Source organism: Pseudoalteromonas sp. T1lg10 (assembly GCF_002964545.1).
GTDB lineage: Bacteria > Pseudomonadota > Gammaproteobacteria > Enterobacterales > Alteromonadaceae > Pseudoalteromonas.
Window position 1 is genome coordinate 437,664 of the sequence record NZ_PQBV01000004.1, and the last position, 17,364, is coordinate 455,027.

Consider the following 17,364-nt stretch of genomic DNA (forward strand, 5'->3'; position numbering starts at 1 on the left):
ATGCCAGTGAACTATTTACGTTTTACTCAATCCACTAAACTAAAGTGTAGACAATTACATGCCTTAGGTAGGATATTTGATCCGCTTGACATATAATAAAGTGACTAAAATAACTAGTTTACTCAAATTTTCCCACTATGCCAGTGAAACACGACGTTTTTAGGGGCGCACATTGCTGATTTTTAGATACTTAACCGCAGAAGTTTTGAAGTCGCAGGTGGCTGTTTTTGTTACCCTCATGACGATATTTGTGAGTCAAAAATTCGTTGTCATTTTAGGCGATGCCTCTGAGGGTAGTATTCCAGCAAAACTGGTGCTTTCTGTGGTTGCCTTAAAGTTGCCGCAACTGGCTTCCTTGATTCTCCCTCTAAGTATATTCCTAGGTATTATTCTCGCTTATAGCCGAGTGTATGCCGACAGCGAAATGACGGTTTTAAAGGCCTGTGGCGTCAGCGAATGGTATGTGGTGCGGGTGACCTTAATCTCCAGTACCGTGCTGGCCATCTTAGCCGGGGCCATGACCCTTTATCTGGCGCCCTGGGCCAGTGAAAAAGAGTATCAGTTGAAAGAGCGAGCCGAGGCTGAAGCCGGTTTGTCTGCTTTACGTGCCGGGCGCTTCCAGGAAACCGGTAACGAAAAAGCCGTGGTTTTTATCCATAACATAGATAACGGTGGTCGGGTGCTTAATCGCGTTTTTGTGGCCCAGTTGCTGCGCGGTGAAGATGTGCAAAAATCCTTGATCGTTTACGCCGATATGGGTCAGGTAGAAGAGCATGAAAATGGGCGAACAGCAGCTTATCTTAAGCCAAGGCCAACGGGTGGAATTAAAAGATCAGGGGCTTGATTTACAACGCACCGAATTTGACAGTTATCAGGTGCAAATTCGCGACCAGGCCATAGAGCATAAGCGACGTAAGCTGGAAGCCGTGCCCACCTCTGAATTATTAAAACAAGATAGCAATGAGGCTGTGTCGCAATTCCAGTGGCGCTTGGCCATTCCCTTATCTATTCCGTTGCTGACCTTAATTGCGGTGCCGCTCAGTGTGGTTAATCCACGCCAGGGTAAGTTTGCCAAGTTGGTGCCCGCCATCGCCTTATATCTGGGTTACTTTATCTTGCTTAATGCCGCCAAGTTTGCCCTTGAAGACGGCAAGATCCCGGTCTCCGCAGGATTATGGTGGGTGCATTTAAGTGCTTTATTTATAGGTGCATTTTTGATTATTAAAGGACGCCCCCTGGGTGCCTGGCTGCGCGCCAGCTTTAAGCGCAGAGGTGCCACAGCATGAAAACATTAGACTGGTATCTAGGGCGCAGCATATTACAAACCACAGGGTTTGCCTTGCTGGTCTTGGTGGGTATTAGCACCCTGATCAAGTTTATCGAACAATTGAAGTCGGTGGGGCGGGGCAGTTATGACATCATAGACGCCATGCTCTACACCCTGTACAGCATTCCCGGTGATGTGGTGGTTTTCTTCCCCATGGCGGCACTGATCGGCGGCTTGACGGGTTTAGGTGCACTTGCATCTAACAGCGAATTGGTGGTGATGCAGGCTGCCGGTATGTCGCGTCTGCAAGTAATTGGTTCGGTAATGAAAACCGCCATAGTGATGGCCCTACTTATGATGGCCATGGCCGAGTGGGGCGTGCCCAAGGCGGAGCAAACCGCTAAGCAGCTGCGTTCACAAGCCATATTCGGGGGGGAAGTTTTCAGCGCCCAACAAGGGGTCTGGGCCAAAGATGGCGATGTCTTTATAAATATTGAGGACGTTGATCAACAAGGCCAGCTAAACGGCATTCGCATGTATCATTTTGATAAGGAACTGCAATTGCAGCAGGTAACCTTTGCGGCCAATGGTTTCAGCCGTGACGGCGGTTGGATGCTGCGTGATGTAAGAACCCTGCATATGTCGGAGCAGCAAATTAGCGAGCAGTCTCAGGACGAATACTTTTATGCCTCGCAGCTGACTTCAGAGAAGCTGGGCGTGGTGTCGGTGAAGCCGGAAACCCTGTCTTTTACCGGCCTTTGGTCTTATTTGCAGTATCTAAAGCAAAATGATCAGGATACCAGCACCTATGAACTCGCCTTGTGGCGCAAGATTATGCAACCGGTGGCGCTTGGGGTGATGTTACTGGTGGCACTGTCGTTTATTTTTGGGCCGCTGCGTACCGTGACCATGGGCGCGCGCATCGTTATGGGGGTGATCACGGGTATCGTGTTCCACCTCACCGACCGCATTTTTGGGCCGATAGTATCTGTTTATCAGATCCCAGCCTTTATCGGTGCGGTACTGCCGAGCCTGCTGTTTATCATTTTTGCCAGTTATCTACTCAAACGCCGCAATTAAAGCTACTGCGCTCACAATTATGGTGTTAAAAATGGTCTCAATGTCCTCATTTACTCTATGTAAACTGCGGCATTTTGACCATTTTTGCCTTGTACTTGCCGCGCTCGTCACGCTCGTCACGCTTAATTATTTTGGCTGATTCTGCCTAAACGCATCCTGCTCTTTGTTGCTCGCTGTTTATACCAATTCTGTTAAGTATGTGATCAGATATAGCGCTGGATAAATGAGATGATCACAAGGCGGAATTTTTCTTATGTAGTTATTCTACATAGAAAAATTCCAACACAGTGAGCATGATATTTAGCCCGCTAGAATGATTAGCTATTTAAGTGAATTGGTGTTACATAGCGCTGCTATGCTACACAACGAGCGCCGCGATCAGAAAGCGTTTAGATTGAATGAAAGAGCCGTTACAGGCCGGCGCGTTGCGCCGTCAAGGTGCCAATAATACACTATTTGTAGGTCGGTGCTTTGCGCCGACAAGGTGCCAATGATGCCCATTTGTCGGGATAAAATCCCGACCTACATTTGAGCGGCGCTGATGTCCGCTCTGAAATAATAAGTTTTAATCCAGGGCGCGATAGACCTTTTTATTATCTTCTTTCGATAGGGTTACAACCTCACAACCTGAGAGGTAATCCTGCAATGCGCGTTTATTCTTAAAATCCACTAAAACCAGCAGGTTACCCAGGCCGAGCAGGGCGGTTAAGCTGCGCCATGCACCTTGCCAAAATGTAGGTAAAGAACCATCTAAACGACGTACTTGTAAGCGCCAGGCACGCATGCCTATGGTTTGTCCGCTTTTACTCCAGAAATAACCAAAAAAGCTAATGCTCACCAGCACCAGGAGAATATCGCGAATAACATAAAGCACAGTATTTTCTTGGATCAGCGCGGCCACATCTTCGGCCTCGCCCATGGCAATCCAGCCCAGGGATACACCGCCTTGTACCAATAATAAAAAGACCACGGTAGTCAGCATGGCGAAGGCAATAACCACTAAGCCGTCATAAATAAGTGAAGCAAGACGGCGACCAATGCCCGCAGGCGCAGAATTCAATGACATTATGATATTTCTCGCAAACAAAATCGGCGACAGTGTAACAAAGGGGGATTGCAAAGGCGACGCTTTCCCGGTTTGGCGGGTAGGACTAGGCCGTTAAATTCAGATGAAAGATACGCAAAAAGCCCGCTTTGGTTGAATATTCGGCAGTTGACACATTAATAACATAAAACGCTTGCCGCGCTTATCATTCTTTGTATAATGCTGGGCATAGAGATGGAGGCAGATAAACAAAGCCTTTGCTCTGAAGTGGTTTTTCTTTATCTTCTCGCAGAGAAGGTCAAAGAAAAAAGATGCCAGTGTGATGGAATTGGTAGACATGACGGATTCAAAATCCGTTGCCTTCGGGCGTGGCGGTTCAAGTCCGCCCACTGGTACCACTTTTACAGACCCTAGCCGAATGGCTGGGGTTTTTTCTTTTCTGGGGTTCGTAAATTACCTTCTGGTCTCCAATTTCAAGCTCATTTTCCTGCAACTGTGACGATTTTTTGCCACAGATTCCTTTTTCGTTTTCTAGTTTATCGCAGGCTATCAGTTCGCCTTTTATATCTTTAACTGGGTCGTTATTGATATTTAGACTACCAAGGTATTAGAGACCTGTGGGTCATCTCTTTGTATAAATACTGGGTGCTCGTGCACAAGTGCAGTCTCTTGATATTGCTGTCGTTTAAGGCGATAAAGCGGAATGTTTTTGCCCAGCTATTGTGTCTATCTCGGCAGGATACTAGCTGCGCTTCGATGTTTTCCTGGTATCCGGCTAGCAATTGATAGCGCGGTTGATTTTTAACCTTCCTCACCGACGTTTTATGAGGAACTTAATGAGGATGAGCAGGTGGATTACTTTTTTGCCGTTGTTTTGTTCGCAGTTTCGTCTTCTGTGACGCCTGGGCCCAATAATATTATGGTGATGACATCAGGATTAAATTTTGGTGTGAGGAAGAGCTTGCCCTTAATGGCCGGTATTTGTGTTGGCTTCACCCTGATGCTGTTACTTGTGGGTTTGGGCTTTTCGCAGTTGTTTGAAATGTTTCCTAATCTGCATTTCCTTATTAAATGTATCGGTGTCCTTTACCTATTGTATCTTGCCTATCTCATTGCCCGCTCTGCTGGTGAAGTTAATTCAGGTGCGCAAAGCAAGCCATTTACCTTTATGAAAGGCGCTTTGTTTCAATGGGTAAATGCAAAAGCCTGGGTTGTTGCTACCGGCGCAATCGCGGCTTTTACAACGGTTGGAGAGAGCTTTTTTAGTCAGAATCTAATTATAGCGACAACATTTTTTGTTGTTTCGTTTCCTTGTGTGGGTGTTTGGATGATGTTTGGTTCCTTGTTAAAAAATGTACTGAATAGCCCCAAAAGCAGAGCAGTTTTCAATTACACAATGTCGGGGTTGTTGGTGTTGTCGGTTGTACCTGTGCTCAAGGAAATAGTAGAACAGCTGGCCTAACAGGAGCAGGCTAGCCTTTTAAGTTCTAATACGCTTGTCTAGGGTACTGGCTTGTAACTTATTAGCTGCAGCTACAGCTTATTTTCTGTAATAAACTCTTCAACTTGCGTATCTAGTTTCCCTTTCCACTGCGGCGGTAACTCATTTTCGACTTCCCTGAGCAAACGTTTTGTCGCCTTGGTTGGATTAATCTGATGTGCCGCTTTGGCCCATAGGTAGCTTTTAGCCAAAAGTTCAGAGCTCGATTCATCGCTAGTTTGCAACTTCTTCCAGTACATTTTAGCGGTTGGAGCATAGGCTCTTTCGATGTAACGAGATGAAGCAATTTCCATTAAATAAAGCGCTTTATTGGCGGCGGATTCGTCGCCTTGTTGCTGAGCGATAATTTGCAGATAAAGGGTCGCAAGCTTATAAGCAGCCTCCCCGGAACCGATATTGAGGGCTTGGGTATACCAAAATTCGGCTTGTTCTAAATTGAAGACCTCTGAGTTCGATAGGTAGATGTCTGCCAAGGTCACCTGAGCCTTAACCGCGTTTCGCTCGGCTGCTTGCTGACACCATTGTATTGCCAAAGGCAGGTTTCGTTCTTGCCAGGCTGTACCCAGGTATAAACGACCCAGATCACAGGCGGCTTCATAGACACCACTCTCATAGGCGCGCTTAAACCAATCGCCGGGTTTTTCATTGGCTCCTGCCCCCTGGTTTTGCATCACACAATAGCCGTATTCCTGCTGCGCTACGGGTATGTCATTTTTAGCGGCAAATAAAAATTGCTCGCATGCTTTGCTCAAGTCTTGCTCTACTTCCCCCCAGCCGTGTTTATAGAATAAGGCTGATGTGAAGTACGCCTGTGGTGAGTTTTCCTCTACCAGCTGAGAAAATATCTCAAACGACTGTGTATAGTCCTTGCGCGCGAGAGCTTCATAACCTTTTGTCAGTAAATCATCTGGATTTTCAGCACAGGTGAGAGATGGGTAAGCCAGACTACATACGAGCAAAGCAAGTCGCAACTGGCTCCCATTTGATGTGTTGTGCATTGAGTTAATTTCTCGATGGAAAAATGCCCTGAACCGCAATGACCCAGGTTACGGCGATATAGGGCATGCGATTTTCATGAGCTTGACCGCCGCCTGCGCTCTCGACCTCAGTCGAAGCAGTCAGGTTATTTTGCGCCACCAAACTAAAAGAAATGGAATCCGTGTTCATCATCACATCCGGCGCGTCGGTCGCGTATTTCCCTTCGCCAAGAGTGTTGCCCGCCGGGCTTTTCGCACCAGCTTTGCCACTAAACGCATGAAGGCTTACTACCCCATCAATGTCTATGTCACCAGACACCATAGTATTCGCCGCATGAGAGTGAGAAGGCAGTTGCGCTTCAGAAAGGGTGACCGATTCTGCCCCTCCACGAGCGCCTATCTGATAATTGCTCAGACCAGGCCCATTTCCCCAGCCGATGAGGGCGCGACCGCGGGAGTCGGGCCGGCCAAAGGTTGAACGTCCGTCTCCGCCATAGGTTGTTCCTACAATTGAGAATAGCGCGGTGTATTGTGAGATGGCTAAAAGCTGGCCATGGGCCAAACTGTATCCACGCGGCGCAAAGTTTCCTGCGAATGCACACATACTGCCAAGGAGCTGTGTGCCGTCGCCGGCGCAGGCTGAAGCACTAGAAGCAAACATCAACGCTGGTATTGCACTGGCGGTAACTAGCAGCTTAGTGGTGAATTTTTTCATAAACCGATTCCCTTATTAAAAAGGGTGGGGAAGCAAAATCAACGCATTACTGCTAGCGCTATGAGCAAATTAAAAAGTTAAACAGTAACCATGCACTCATTGGTCAATGTTTAACTTTCTCAGTATAGGTTAAGTTTGAAATTGGGACTTTGATTATCTCGATTTTTTCAACAATGGCCGATGGTTTGTCCGTTGCTGCGACATCATGGACGTCGTGATTGAATTTGCAGGTATTACAGAGTCCTAAATTTAGGCTGTGGTGATTCCTACTAGCTACACGCACTGCGCATTTTCGTTAGAGTGCGTTGCTCCTGTGCGGTGTAGCTTAGACGGTACTTGGTCATCACGGCATTAAAGCGCTTTAGATATTCACAGCGATATTCATGCTTGGGTGGCATCCACTCTGTTGGTCCTTTGGCGCCTTTGGAACGATTGAGGCTGTCATCGACGGCCAGCAGGTTATCCAGGTCGTTGGCAAAGCGCGCCTTTTCACTGCGGCTCCAATGAGCACCGCCGTGCTCGCTGGCAAATTTAAGCGGCACTATATGGTCGATATCTAAATCGTCGTCATTGGTAAATAGTTTGCCCGAGTAGGGATCTGCCCAGGCACCGGATGTGACTCGGCACTGTTTTTGATCATTAAAGCTTACTTGAGCTTGGGATTGGGCAATCAGCACCTCGGCGCGGGTGTCCTGGCAGTCGTTATCTTCATCCAGCCAATGAGCCCAGTCATCGCGGTTGTACTCGCCACTGGCCTGGGGGTCGCTATTGTCTTGCGCATAGCCTTTTGGTAAACGACCGCCGGCATCAAGGCAGCTGGATAAATCGGTATAGGCTGTGAAGCTTGTGGTGCGTTGGTAATGAGCCGAGTCCGGAGTATGGCAAATGCCGCTTTTCGACATTTTTACCGTTTTTGCCTGGCAGGCGGGGAGAGTGAATAACAGGATGATCGCAAATAAGGTCGTGGTTACTGCTGTTTGGCTCATATAACTGCTTGTAGAGTCAAAAAATTCTTGCCTGCACAATAAAGTATTTTCAGTGTTAAGTCACCACTCAAAACGGGGTTGAGAGCGCCGCCTTAAAGCAAAAAAAACCACCTTGCTACTAGAGCAAGGTGGTTTGTGGTTGTGAACCAACAAAGGGATTAATCAAGCATGTACACACGCATCATGGTTTGTGACGCCGTGCTGCCAGATGCATCGGTCATTTGCACACGTAGGTGAACGAATTCGCCGGCGGCACCATTGTTTGGCAGGGTTGCAGTCCATTGACCATCAAGCATTGATACCTCGGCCTGTTGCCATGCGCTTTCTGGTAGCAGAGTTGATACAGGGCAGTAGCTGAACGCCGATACACCTTCCGGTAAACAGTGCTCGCCAAAAGCGTATTGCACGCTTACTTCGCTTAGCGAGGCAGTTTCTGCCGAGTCAAGTTTGGCGCCCAAGGCGATATTAAACGCTTCACCCGCAGGCACACTGTTTTCAATATCCACCGGGATATCATAGGTCGGCATCAATACCGCCTGGCGACCCTGGGTCTCACTGTGAGTATTGAAGCTGTATACGCCACGGAAGAATGAGCCTAGGTTATCCTTAACAGGTGAGCGCTCACCTACGCCACGGGCATAGTACTGGGTAGTCAGTTCAACTTCGGCATTGCTGTGTGGTACTTCAAGCATACCGTTGGTTGGGAAAACCGATTGACCGTCTAGCTTGACGCCAACCGCCGAGCTGCCATTGAAACCTGAGGTACCATCGTGACCTGCGCCATCACCAAAGGTGGCGAAGCGGAAGTAAAGCAGGTTGGTCTGACGGGCCACCATTGCCGAGCCGTTGGTTAGTAGGGCACCGGTACGCGGACCTTTAAACCAGCTAGTCTGCTCTTCACCTTCTGTCATTACACGAGGGCCATCAAAGTAACCGCCATTTGAGCCTAAACGGCTGCTTGGCATAACGATATTGGTCCAGGCATTCTTAGTTGTGGCGCTGTAATACTCTTCACGCTCAATTGGCAGCATGATCATTTGCGGGCTACCGGTTGAGTAGAATTCGCCGGTGCTATTGGTCATGGCCATAACATCTGTCCAGGCCGGACGCTCGTCATTCTGTGAATGATATTGGGCGGTGACCTTTCTCATCTTTTGTTCTTGCAACACGATTTGACCAGACTCGATCGCACCATCGGTAATGTGGTTAATCGAATAGGCATAGGGTGTGCGTTCGGCGGCAATACCCGACCAGCTGATGCGGTTGTTACCCGCTTCCACTTCTGCGGCTAATAGCTCACCTTGCTCGGCGCTGATATTAATCACAGGTACGCGCGGGGTACCGCTGATATTACCCTTGTAACGACCATGGCTTCCGCCACGATAGTGAATAACACCAATGGCGCCGGCATTCATGGCGTTACGCACCATGTAAGAGGTCACATAGTATGGGTGAGAGATAAGGGCAATTTTGCCTTCGAGGTCAAATTGACTCCAATCGGTGCTGTAGTCGCCTTCGCCTACGGCAACCACTTCGGCGCTGCCTTCACCGTGGAATGACAAGGCCTCACCCTGGTTTACATAGTCCAATACCACGCCACCTTGGGTGCGTACCTCGGTCTCTGGTGCGACTGCTCGGGTGGTAACAAATGAGCGGAAGCGGCTGTCATGGCCTTGTGACCAGGCGTACATGTTGTTGACGTAATCCGGGGCTAGATCATAAGCGGCCAGCTTGGCGTTTTTACTGTCGTCCAGGGCATAGGTGAAGCCAAATGAGAAGCCTTGAGTCGCTAATGGTTTACTCGCCTTAAAGGTTACTTCTCGGGCATCGCGGGCATCAAACTGAAGCTGGCGATCTGTGGTCAGCTTGGCATCAAGATCCGCCATCATGGTGGCCGACTCAACTAAACCCGCAGTGGTGCTGTCGTTATCATAGGTCATGATATGGGCAACCACAGTGTAGTCACCGCTTGGTACGCTCACACTGGCATGGCCATTGTTAAGCTGTACATAGCGACCCCAGTCGTCTTCTTCGTTGATTAAATAGACCTTAGAAGGTGATGAAGCCGGCATACCACGACGGTCGGTCACATTTAGATCTAGTGTCACTTGTGGTTGGTCAATCCAGAATGAGATAGGCACAATGACCTGCTCATCGTCTGTTCCTACCGTTTTACCAATGATCTTACCCGTAATAGCGCCGTATGCACCGTCGCGCAGGGCAATTTCGGGGTTAACCCACACCGGTAGTTGCGCGGTTTTATTGGCGGCGATGGTGATTTCTTTTTCACCCAGGCCGGCAAAGGTAGCGGGCAACTTGGTGATACCGTCTTCACCGATTAAATCCAGGCTTAGTTTCAGGGTGATTTCTTCTGATGATAGGTTCTCTAGTGTGACCTGTGTCTCTGTATAGCTTGAACCATCGCCATGGCGGAACAGACCTAACTCTTGGTTTGGTGCTGAGATCACCGCCTGGGCAACGGCACGGTTGATATCCATAGGACCCGCGCCTTGCTCAAGCACATGGGCATCGGATTCAACGGCTGAAGAGGTCAGAATTTGTTTTACTTCTTGTGGCGATAAGTCAGGACGAGCCTGCATGACGATGGCCGCACCACCGGCAACGTGAGGAGCCGACATCGAAGTACCAGAAAGGGCTTTATACGCGGTGGCACCGGTACCACCCGAGGCGGCAGCAACAACATCTACACCCTGAGAGGCAATATCAGGTTTTGACGAGTGACCATCCGGCGACGGACCACGTGATGAGAATGACGCTGTGTTGTTTTCACGATCCAGGGCACCTACGGTCAATGCACTTGGCGCACAGCCAGGTACGCCCACGGTTTCACGAGAGAAACTGTTACCGGCGGAAATAACGAATAGGGCTTGGTCGCTAAGAGCTTCAACCATATCCACAAGCGGGCCAGCACAGCTGGTGCCGCTGCCGCCAAGGGACATATTTACAACCTGGGCGCCTTCTTCCACGGCCCAGATCATACCATTAAGGATACCGAACGTTGAGCCGCCACCGGCGTCGCTCAATACTTTACCAACAATCAGATCCGCACCGGGAGATACACCCGCCCACAGACCATTTGACTCGGCACCCGTGCCGGCAATGGTGCTGGCGGTATGGGTGCCGTGACCGTTTAGATCATCAACCTTGGTGAAAGGCCAAATAAAATCACGCTCGGCGATTACCTTGCCAACAAGATCGGCATGGCTGGTGTCATAACCTGTATCGAGTACGGCTACTTTCACGCCGGCACCAGTGTATTGTGCCGCCAGCGGGCCATAGGCGCCGGTTAGTGGCACGGTAGGCGTAAGGGTGGCGCTGCCTTGTGAAGTTTTATGTGCTTGCACCATGGCGTCAAGCCAGACGCCTTTGATACGGCTGTCGCCGCTGAAGCTTTGCCAAACTTGTGCAGCCTTGTCTTTGCTAATGGCAAAGGCGGCGCTGTCGATGATTTCCAGCTCACCGGTCAGTGACACACCTTCAAAGGTGGTGGGTGTAACGCTGCCCGCAAGGGTGCCGTCTGTGTATTCGACAATCACGGGTAGTTTATCGGTTGAGGCATCATCGTAGCCGGACTGATGTAACTTAGTGATGTTAAACAGCTCTAAGTCAACGCCGTGGTTATCAACCAAATTTTGTGACTTGGCGGTTAACACATACTGGCTGTCGCCTCTGCGAAACACGCTGGTTAACTGCTCTTGACCATTTTCATCGTGCAGGCGAATACCGCCTAGCTGACCATCCGGTTTTACAACGGCGCTGACCTTTTCGCCGGTGATCAGGGTAAATTGCAACTCTGCAGGGGAAAGCTCGGTGGCTGCTTGGGCTGTGCCTCCCATGGCTAGCATCATTAAGGTTGCTAGGCGGGATTTATTGAAAAGTCGAGTCATGACTAGTTCCTACTTTGGTAATACACATGGTCAATCGAGCAGCTAGTTTCAGGTGAAAAGTGTTGTCGACAACCTCATCTTGTTGCCAAAAAGTTACCGGCTGGAGGGGTTTTGTTGCAATTCATTTAATGTACGTTTTTGTACCTTTTGTGTGTCATTTTGTCCGTTTTCTCCGGATTCTAAGTTTGTTTTTAAATAAAAACAGAAAGTTAATTTTTTTGACCTAGCCTTGGTTGTTAGCGGGTCGCAGGTGCTTGATGTTTATTTTTTACTATTGTTGATTGTTTGCAAATAATGCGTCGGCGACATACCAAACCAGGTTTTAAAACTGCGGCTAAACGCCGAAAACTCCGAATAACCTAGGTTTAGCGCCAAGTTAGTGAGGTCTGGGCGCTGGCTTGTCAGAACCTGTTGGGCCACATCCTTGCGTACTTGTTCCAACAGGTCTCGGTAGGAAGTGAGTTGTTCACTCAACAGGCGCTCTAACTTTTTCGGATGCAGGTCCAGGCTTTTGGCTATGCTTTCCTTGCTGCAATCGCCGGTGGGCAGCAACATATTAATGGCATGACGGGTCAGCACCACATAATCGAGATGCTGATTCAGCTGAAAGCTCTGAAATTGATTGTCAACGATTTCGGCTAGCAGGTTGGCCTGCTGCAGTGGCGGTTGGCTTAGAATATCTGCATTGAAAACAATACTGTCTTTGCGACAACCTCCTTGCACCGGACAACCGAGCAGCTGCTCCAGGGCTAATGTGGCGGCCAGTGGGAGATGTTGTTTAAAGCCAATATGATGGGGCTGCCAGTTATCGCCAAGCATGTCTCTGAGCACGCTGAGTATCAGGCTCAGGGTTAACAAACAGATTTGTGTGTATTGCTGGTGGTGGTTGATTTGCAAACTAACGGCCAGCTCGCACTGAGCAGCACTTGGTGCACCCAAGGTCAGGTTGACCCCCTGAGCATGGCGTTGGGCATACTTGGCGCCGCATTCCAAGGCTTGCAGCAGGGTTGGCTTTTGCACTATGTAGGCACCGATTAACCCCAGCGTTGCTAAGCCCTGCTCTTGCCCTAATTGGGCGCCGAAATAGGGGAGCTGCAATTGCGCGGCGGTCATTTCCAGGAGCTCGGCAATTTGCTTGTAGGGGATCATTAGATCCGGATCGGTAAACTGCCTTGGCAAGATGCATACCTGTGACAGCAAGTCCCAAGGGTCACCACCAAGGCGCTCTACCAGCTCTGGGTAGCCGGTGAGAGAGCCGATGCGGGCATAATAGGGCATGGGGTCACCGCGGCAATGAAGTCATTTATATGTCTTATTATGTCATCACCATGTCGCATTTTGTCAAGATATCCTCCTGGATTTGTAACTACTATCTAAAGTCTCCTCTTGCCTATTTCATCCAGCGTAAAAAGAGGGCGAATCAATTTAACGTCAAATGAGGACACTTCTATGAGTAAGATGGCAGCAGTGGCAGTACAAAACGGCCAAATTAGCAACATTGACGTGGATATTCCCGCACCAGGGGTTGGGCAGGTATTAGTTAAAAGTCTGGCCTGCGGTATTTGCGGCTCAGATTTGCACATTGCTCGCCACGGCGAAGAAGTGTTCGAGATTTACAAAAAGATGGGCGCCTTGCCGGAGGATCTGCCGAGCTCCGCGCCGATCATGCTAGGGCATGAGTTTTGTGCTGAAGTGGTGAGTTATGGCCCACAGACATCACCGCGTTTTGCGCCCGGTACCCGAGTAACCTGCGCGCCAATCTTGCTTACCCAGGGTGGTGCCGGTGTCGGGGTGACGCCGGGTATCAATGGCGCCTATTCAGAATATTTTATCGTTGATGCCGAGCTGCTTCTGGAAGTGCCAGCGCACTTAAGCTCTTTGGCCGTCACCATTACCGAGCCCTTAGCGGTGGGCGTACATGCGGTTAATCGCGCCGATATCGACCGCGATTGTGTGGCCCTGGTCGCAGGCTGCGGCACCATAGGTTTGGCCACCATTGCGGCGTTGAAACACCTGGGTGTGAAAGAGATAGTTGCATCTGATCTTCAGGCCAGCAAACGTGCCGTTGCCGAGCAATTCGGCGCTTTGCACACCATTGACCCCAGTCAGGACGATGAAGTGAAATTTACCAGTGAACTGGCTCAGGGTCGTCGTGTGGTGATTTTTGAGTGTGTGGGCATTCACCAGCTGATCAACGGTTTTATCGAGCGCGCGCCCGCAAATTCTACCCTGGTCATTACCGGCGTACACACAGCTATGACGCAAGTGAACTTTGGTTATGCCACGGTCAAAGAAATGGACATTAAATTCTCTTATTACTACTCGGTTGAGGAATTTGCCACCGCGTTGCAAATGCTCGCCAGTGGCGATATCGCCTGGGAAAAAATGTGTACGGCAACGGTCGGCATGGACGGCATTGCCGAGGCTTTTAACACCCTGTTAAAGCCCAATGACCACATTAAGGTGATCCTTGAACCCGGTCGCCAAGGTGCATTGACCCCTTTTCACCAAGATTAAAAATTGGGCAGTTCGCTGCCCCTAACTCACAATAATAATAAGCCTTTAAGGCACAGCAACAAGCAAGAGGAACACACTATGGCCTTACCAGATATGGTTAATCATCTAGAGCACCTGTTATGTGTGCACACCGAAGAGCAGCAAATCGTTAAGAATGCGCTCCCTGGGGTGCATCTATATCCTTTGGTGTTGGATGTAGAAAACGGGCTTTGGGTATTGCGGGTACAGTTTGAACCCAATGTAACCTTACCCAAGCACTTTCACACCGGCATCGTTCATCTTTATACCATGAGCGGCTGCTGGCACTACCTGGAATACCCGGACGATAAGCAAGTGGCCGGTAGCTACCTGTTTGAACCCGGTGGTTCCATTCATACCTTTCATACTCCGGCGAGTAATGAGGGGGTAACCGACACCTTTATGGTGGTGCAGGGCGCGAATATCAATTTCGATGCCGACGGTAACTACGTCAACATTATGGATGCGGGCTGGATAGAGCAGGCCATGTTGGCGGCGGCTAAAGAGCAGGGCATAGTACCTAGATACATCAAGCCAAAAGCAAGCTATGATTTTTCCGACAAATAAAAAGAATAAAAAGCGAGGAAACCTATGCTTGCACAACTACATGAGTATCAAAACCTAGATCAATTTATTTCGTCCGCTTGCCAGACTTATGGCGATAAGGACGCCTTTACCAGCGTGGGGAAAACTCTCTCCTTTGCTCAGGTGGATGCACTGGCAGAGCAATTGGCTGGCTATTTTTATGGTCAAGGACTGCGAGCCGGGGATCGCATTGCCATTCAATTACCTAATGTGAACCAATACCCCATTGTGGTTTATGCCGCATTTAAACTGGGTTTAGTGGTGGTCAACACCAACCCCTTGTACACACCCAGGGAAATGCTGCATCAATTTAATGACTCCGGAGCCAAGGCCCTGGTGATCCTGAGCGATCTGTATCCCAAACTGGATATCATTTTGGCCGAGACGCAAATTGAGCAGGTGATCAGCACAGGCGCCGCAGATCTATTGCTTGACAGCAGTGACCCGGTAGCCGAACACTGTGTAACCTGGCATCAGGCGCTGGCGCAAGGACAGGGTCAAGACTATCCCCGCTCCAGTGCGCAGCTGGATGATGTGGCGGTGCTGCAGTACACCGGCGGTACCACCGGGGTGTCGAAAGGGGCCCAGTTAACGCATAAAAATCTGATTGCCAATTCTTTGCAAACCAAGGAAGCCTTTGGTGACAGGTATGATGATACCAGCGAGATCTTTATCTGTCCTTTGCCGCTTTATCATATCTATGCCTTTACCCTGAGCATTTTAATTAATACCGCCTCGGGCAATCATTCCGTGCTGATCCCCAATCCACGTGATTTGGATGCCTTTGTTAAAGCTATTAAACCTTTTCGCTTTACCTGCTTTGCCGGCATAAACACCTTGTTTGTGGGTTTATGTGCGACCAAGGAATTCACACAACTGGATTTTTCCAGTTTGCGCTTAACCTTATCAGGTGGCGCCGCCTTGACCACAACCGCCGCCAGTGCCTGGGCCAAGGTGACGGGTTGCAGCATCTCCGAGGGCTATGGCCTTTCGGAAACCTCTCCCGTGGTCACCCTGAATCAACCAGGCAATGAGCAAATCGGCACGGTCGGTTTGCCGCTGCGTGATACCGAGGTGGAGCTTTGGGATGAGAATGACAAGGCGGTGGCCGACGGCGAAAGCGGGCAAATTGTGGTGCGTGGCCCTCAGGTTATGAAGGGCTACTGGAATCGCCCCGAGGAAACAGCCAAGGCGCTAATCGCCGACGGTTACTTTAAAACCGGTGATGTCGGTATTCGTCTGGCTAACGGCGCCATAAAGGTGGTTGATCGTCTCAAAGACATGATCATCGTGTCCGGCTTTAATGTCTACCCGAACGAGGTTGAGGATGTGCTGGTAAGTCACCCGGCGGTGTTTGAGGCGGCGGTGATCGGCAAGGCCGATGAGCGCACCGGCGAAGCTGTGCATGCCTTTATCACCATAAAGCAAGATGTCGACGAGCAGGAGTTGCAAGCGTTTTGTCGCGAGCAGCTTACCAACTACAAGGTACCCAAGCATATACATATTCTCGAAGAGCTGCCTAAATCCACCGTGGGCAAAATCCTCCGTCGGGAGTTAAGAGACGAGGCTTAATAGTCAGCCAAACCCATAAAAAAGCCCCAAACAATGGGGCTTTTTTATTAACGATTATTTAAGGCCTGGCTAATGGCTAACTATCATAGCCTGGGTTATTGGCATCGAGCAGGCGTAATAGTGCCGGCCAGGCCAGGGCGCCGCCCAGGCCTTTAGTGACCGCCTGGGTCTGTCCCTGGATCCCATCGATAATCGGCTGAGGTACATGGATCAGCTGCTCAGGGTCTTGGTTGGTGCGCGCCTGTATGGCACAAGCCGACTCCAGTGCATACATAAACAAGAAGGCGTCCGCCACGGTGCTACCCGTCGTTAGCAGACCATGGTTACGTAGGATCAGAAAGTTATTGCCTTGCAAGTCTGCAACCAGGCGCTCTTTTTCCTCCGGGTTCAGGGCGATACCCTCATAGTCGTGATAGCTCAGGCCGCTGTGCACCACCACCGCCTGCTGCGAAATGGGTAAGAGTCCGTGCTTGCTGGCCGACACGGCCACGCCATTGGCGGTATGGGTGTGAATAATACAGTGGGCGTCATCGCGGGCTTCATGGATGCAGCTGTGGATGGTAAAGCCAGCGGGGTTCACTGGGTAGTCACTGTGATGCAACTTGTTGCACTGCTGATCGACGCGGATCAGCGATGAGGCGGTGATCTCATGAAACATCATGCCATAGGGATTAATTAAGAATTGATCCTCGGTGCCGGGCACGCGCATGGAGATATGGGTGAAAATTAAATCGTCCCAGCCAAAGTGGGCGATCAATCTATAGGCCGCGGCGAGTTCAACTCGCGCTTGCCATTCTTGTGGTGAAACCTGTTCTTTCATTGTTATTCCTTATTACCAGGGACCTTTACCAAGGAACCTTGCGGGTGATGATGTCTTTAAACATAACCCAGTCGCCAAGAAAGCTGTAAAACGGGTAGGTGAAGGTGGCCGGTTTATTTTTTTCAAAAAAGAAATGGCCAACCCAGGCAAAGCCATAGCCGATAATCGGCAAGGACCACAGCCACACATACTGGCCGCTAATGATGGCTGCCGCCAAGACCGCCAGTACTAAGGTGCTGCCAAGCACATGCAGGCGTCGGCATACCTTGTTTTTATGCTCTTGCAGATAATAAGGATAAAACTCCTTAAAGCTGCTAAAGCCTTCTTTATCAGAGACATGACCCATGGGTGTCCTCCTGTTGAGTTGATAACC

13 protein-coding genes, 1 tRNA gene and 1 pseudogene are annotated in these 17,364 nt (G+C 49.7%); 7 read left to right on the forward strand and 8 right to left on the reverse strand.

Translation table 11 applies throughout. The features are described 5' to 3' along the window. The first annotated feature begins 172 nt into the window (after nucleotides 1-172). Nucleotides 173-1,286, forward strand: a pseudogene (gene lptF, locus C2M17_RS04380) (LPS export ABC transporter permease LptF). Then, nucleotides 1,283-2,347: an LPS export ABC transporter permease LptG gene (gene lptG / locus C2M17_RS04385; protein ID WP_105199636.1), complete on the forward strand. Its 1,065-nt coding sequence runs from the start codon at nucleotides 1,283-1,285 to the stop codon at nucleotides 2,345-2,347. Before lptF ends, lptG begins: the two are co-directional and overlap by 4 nt. Nucleotides 2,348-2,912: 565 nt before the next feature. Here lptG and C2M17_RS04390 read toward each other — a convergent pair. Then, nucleotides 2,913-3,413, reverse strand: coding sequence for an RDD family protein (locus C2M17_RS04390; protein ID WP_105199637.1), 501 nt, complete (start codon nucleotides 3,411-3,413; stop codon nucleotides 2,913-2,915). A gap of 292 nt (nucleotides 3,414-3,705) precedes the next feature. On the opposite strand from C2M17_RS04390, the gene C2M17_RS04400 reads away from it, so the two are divergent. Together C2M17_RS04400 and C2M17_RS04405 are read left to right on the forward strand one after the other, a co-directional pair. Then, nucleotides 3,706-3,790, forward strand: a tRNA-Leu gene (locus C2M17_RS04400). 452 nt (nucleotides 3,791-4,242) lie between these two features. Beyond that, a complete protein-coding gene (locus C2M17_RS04405) occupies nucleotides 4,243-4,854 on the forward strand; it encodes a LysE family translocator (protein ID WP_105199639.1) in 612 nt (203 codons plus the stop codon). Between the two features lie 71 nt (nucleotides 4,855-4,925). Here the strand turns inward: C2M17_RS04405 and C2M17_RS04410 are convergent, their stop codons facing one another. The 5 genes from C2M17_RS04410 to C2M17_RS04430 all read right to left on the reverse strand — a co-directional run bounded on the left by C2M17_RS04410 (nucleotide 4,926) and on the right by C2M17_RS04430 (nucleotide 12,757). Then, the gene (locus C2M17_RS04410; protein ID WP_199775992.1) at nucleotides 4,926-5,645 is read right to left on the reverse strand and encodes a tetratricopeptide repeat protein; all 720 of its coding nucleotides are present in this window, start codon (nucleotides 5,643-5,645) and stop codon (nucleotides 4,926-4,928) included. A gap of 250 nt (nucleotides 5,646-5,895) precedes the next feature. Continuing rightward, nucleotides 5,896-6,585: a phage tail protein gene (locus C2M17_RS04415; protein ID WP_105199641.1), complete on the reverse strand. Its 690-nt coding sequence runs from the start codon at nucleotides 6,583-6,585 to the stop codon at nucleotides 5,896-5,898. A gap of 269 nt (nucleotides 6,586-6,854) precedes the next feature. Then, nucleotides 6,855-7,571: an HNH endonuclease family protein gene (locus C2M17_RS04420; protein ID WP_105199642.1), complete on the reverse strand. Its 717-nt coding sequence runs from the start codon at nucleotides 7,569-7,571 to the stop codon at nucleotides 6,855-6,857. A 158-nt stretch (nucleotides 7,572-7,729) separates the two neighbouring features. Beyond that, entirely contained in the window at nucleotides 7,730-11,479 is a 3,750-nt protein-coding gene (locus C2M17_RS04425; RefSeq protein ID WP_105199643.1) for a S8 family serine peptidase, read from the reverse strand. Nucleotides 11,480-11,740: 261 nt separating this feature from the next. Further along, nucleotides 11,741-12,757, reverse strand: a complete 1,017-nt coding sequence (locus tag C2M17_RS04430; RefSeq protein ID WP_105199644.1) for an AraC family transcriptional regulator — start codon at nucleotides 12,755-12,757, stop codon at nucleotides 11,741-11,743. A gap of 171 nt (nucleotides 12,758-12,928) precedes the next feature. Between C2M17_RS04430 and C2M17_RS04435 the strand changes: the two genes are divergently transcribed. The 3 genes from C2M17_RS04435 to C2M17_RS04445 all read left to right on the forward strand — a co-directional run bounded on the left by C2M17_RS04435 (nucleotide 12,929) and on the right by C2M17_RS04445 (nucleotide 16,171). Beyond that, a complete protein-coding gene (locus C2M17_RS04435) occupies nucleotides 12,929-13,996 on the forward strand; it encodes a zinc-binding dehydrogenase (RefSeq protein ID WP_105199645.1) in 1,068 nt (355 codons plus the stop codon). A 78-nt stretch (nucleotides 13,997-14,074) separates the two neighbouring features. Beyond that, nucleotides 14,075-14,581 (forward strand): 2,4'-dihydroxyacetophenone dioxygenase family protein, encoded by a 507-nt coding sequence (locus C2M17_RS04440; RefSeq protein WP_105199646.1) that lies wholly within the window; start codon nucleotides 14,075-14,077, stop codon nucleotides 14,579-14,581. Nucleotides 14,582-14,605: 24 nt separating this feature from the next. Next, nucleotides 14,606-16,171 (forward strand): AMP-binding protein, encoded by a 1,566-nt coding sequence (locus C2M17_RS04445; protein WP_105199647.1) that lies wholly within the window; start codon nucleotides 14,606-14,608, stop codon nucleotides 16,169-16,171. Between the two features lie 76 nt (nucleotides 16,172-16,247). Here the strand turns inward: C2M17_RS04445 and C2M17_RS04450 are convergent, their stop codons facing one another. Next, nucleotides 16,248-16,991: a class II aldolase/adducin family protein gene (locus C2M17_RS04450; RefSeq protein ID WP_105199648.1), complete on the reverse strand. Its 744-nt coding sequence runs from the start codon at nucleotides 16,989-16,991 to the stop codon at nucleotides 16,248-16,250. A gap of 25 nt (nucleotides 16,992-17,016) precedes the next feature. Next, on the reverse strand, nucleotides 17,017-17,337 hold the full coding sequence (locus C2M17_RS04455) for a DUF962 domain-containing protein (RefSeq protein WP_105199649.1): 321 nt from the start codon (nucleotides 17,335-17,337) through the stop codon (nucleotides 17,017-17,019). Nucleotides 17,338-17,364: the final 27 nt, after the last annotated feature.

Coding starts and splice junctions, on each gene's coding strand:
- lptG (WP_105199636.1), top strand. CDS start 1,283: ATGAAAACATTAGACTGGTATCTAGGGCGCAGCATATTACAAACCACA.
- C2M17_RS04390 (WP_105199637.1), bottom strand. CDS start 3,413: ATGTCATTGAATTCTGCGCCTGCGGGCATTGGTCGCCGTCTTGCTTCA.
- C2M17_RS04415 (WP_105199641.1), bottom strand. CDS start 6,585: ATGAAAAAATTCACCACTAAGCTGCTAGTTACCGCCAGTGCAATACCA.
- C2M17_RS04420 (WP_105199642.1), bottom strand. CDS start 7,571: ATGAGCCAAACAGCAGTAACCACGACCTTATTTGCGATCATCCTGTTA.
- C2M17_RS04425 (WP_105199643.1), bottom strand. CDS start 11,479: ATGACTCGACTTTTCAATAAATCCCGCCTAGCAACCTTAATGATGCTA.
- C2M17_RS04430 (WP_105199644.1), bottom strand. CDS start 12,757: ATGCCCTATTATGCCCGCATCGGCTCTCTCACCGGCTACCCAGAGCTG.
- C2M17_RS04435 (WP_105199645.1), top strand. CDS start 12,929: ATGAGTAAGATGGCAGCAGTGGCAGTACAAAACGGCCAAATTAGCAAC.
- C2M17_RS04440 (WP_105199646.1), top strand. CDS start 14,075: ATGGCCTTACCAGATATGGTTAATCATCTAGAGCACCTGTTATGTGTG.
- C2M17_RS04445 (WP_105199647.1), top strand. CDS start 14,606: ATGCTTGCACAACTACATGAGTATCAAAACCTAGATCAATTTATTTCG.
- C2M17_RS04450 (WP_105199648.1), bottom strand. CDS start 16,991: ATGAAAGAACAGGTTTCACCACAAGAATGGCAAGCGCGAGTTGAACTC.
- C2M17_RS04455 (WP_105199649.1), bottom strand. CDS start 17,337: ATGGGTCATGTCTCTGATAAAGAAGGCTTTAGCAGCTTTAAGGAGTTT.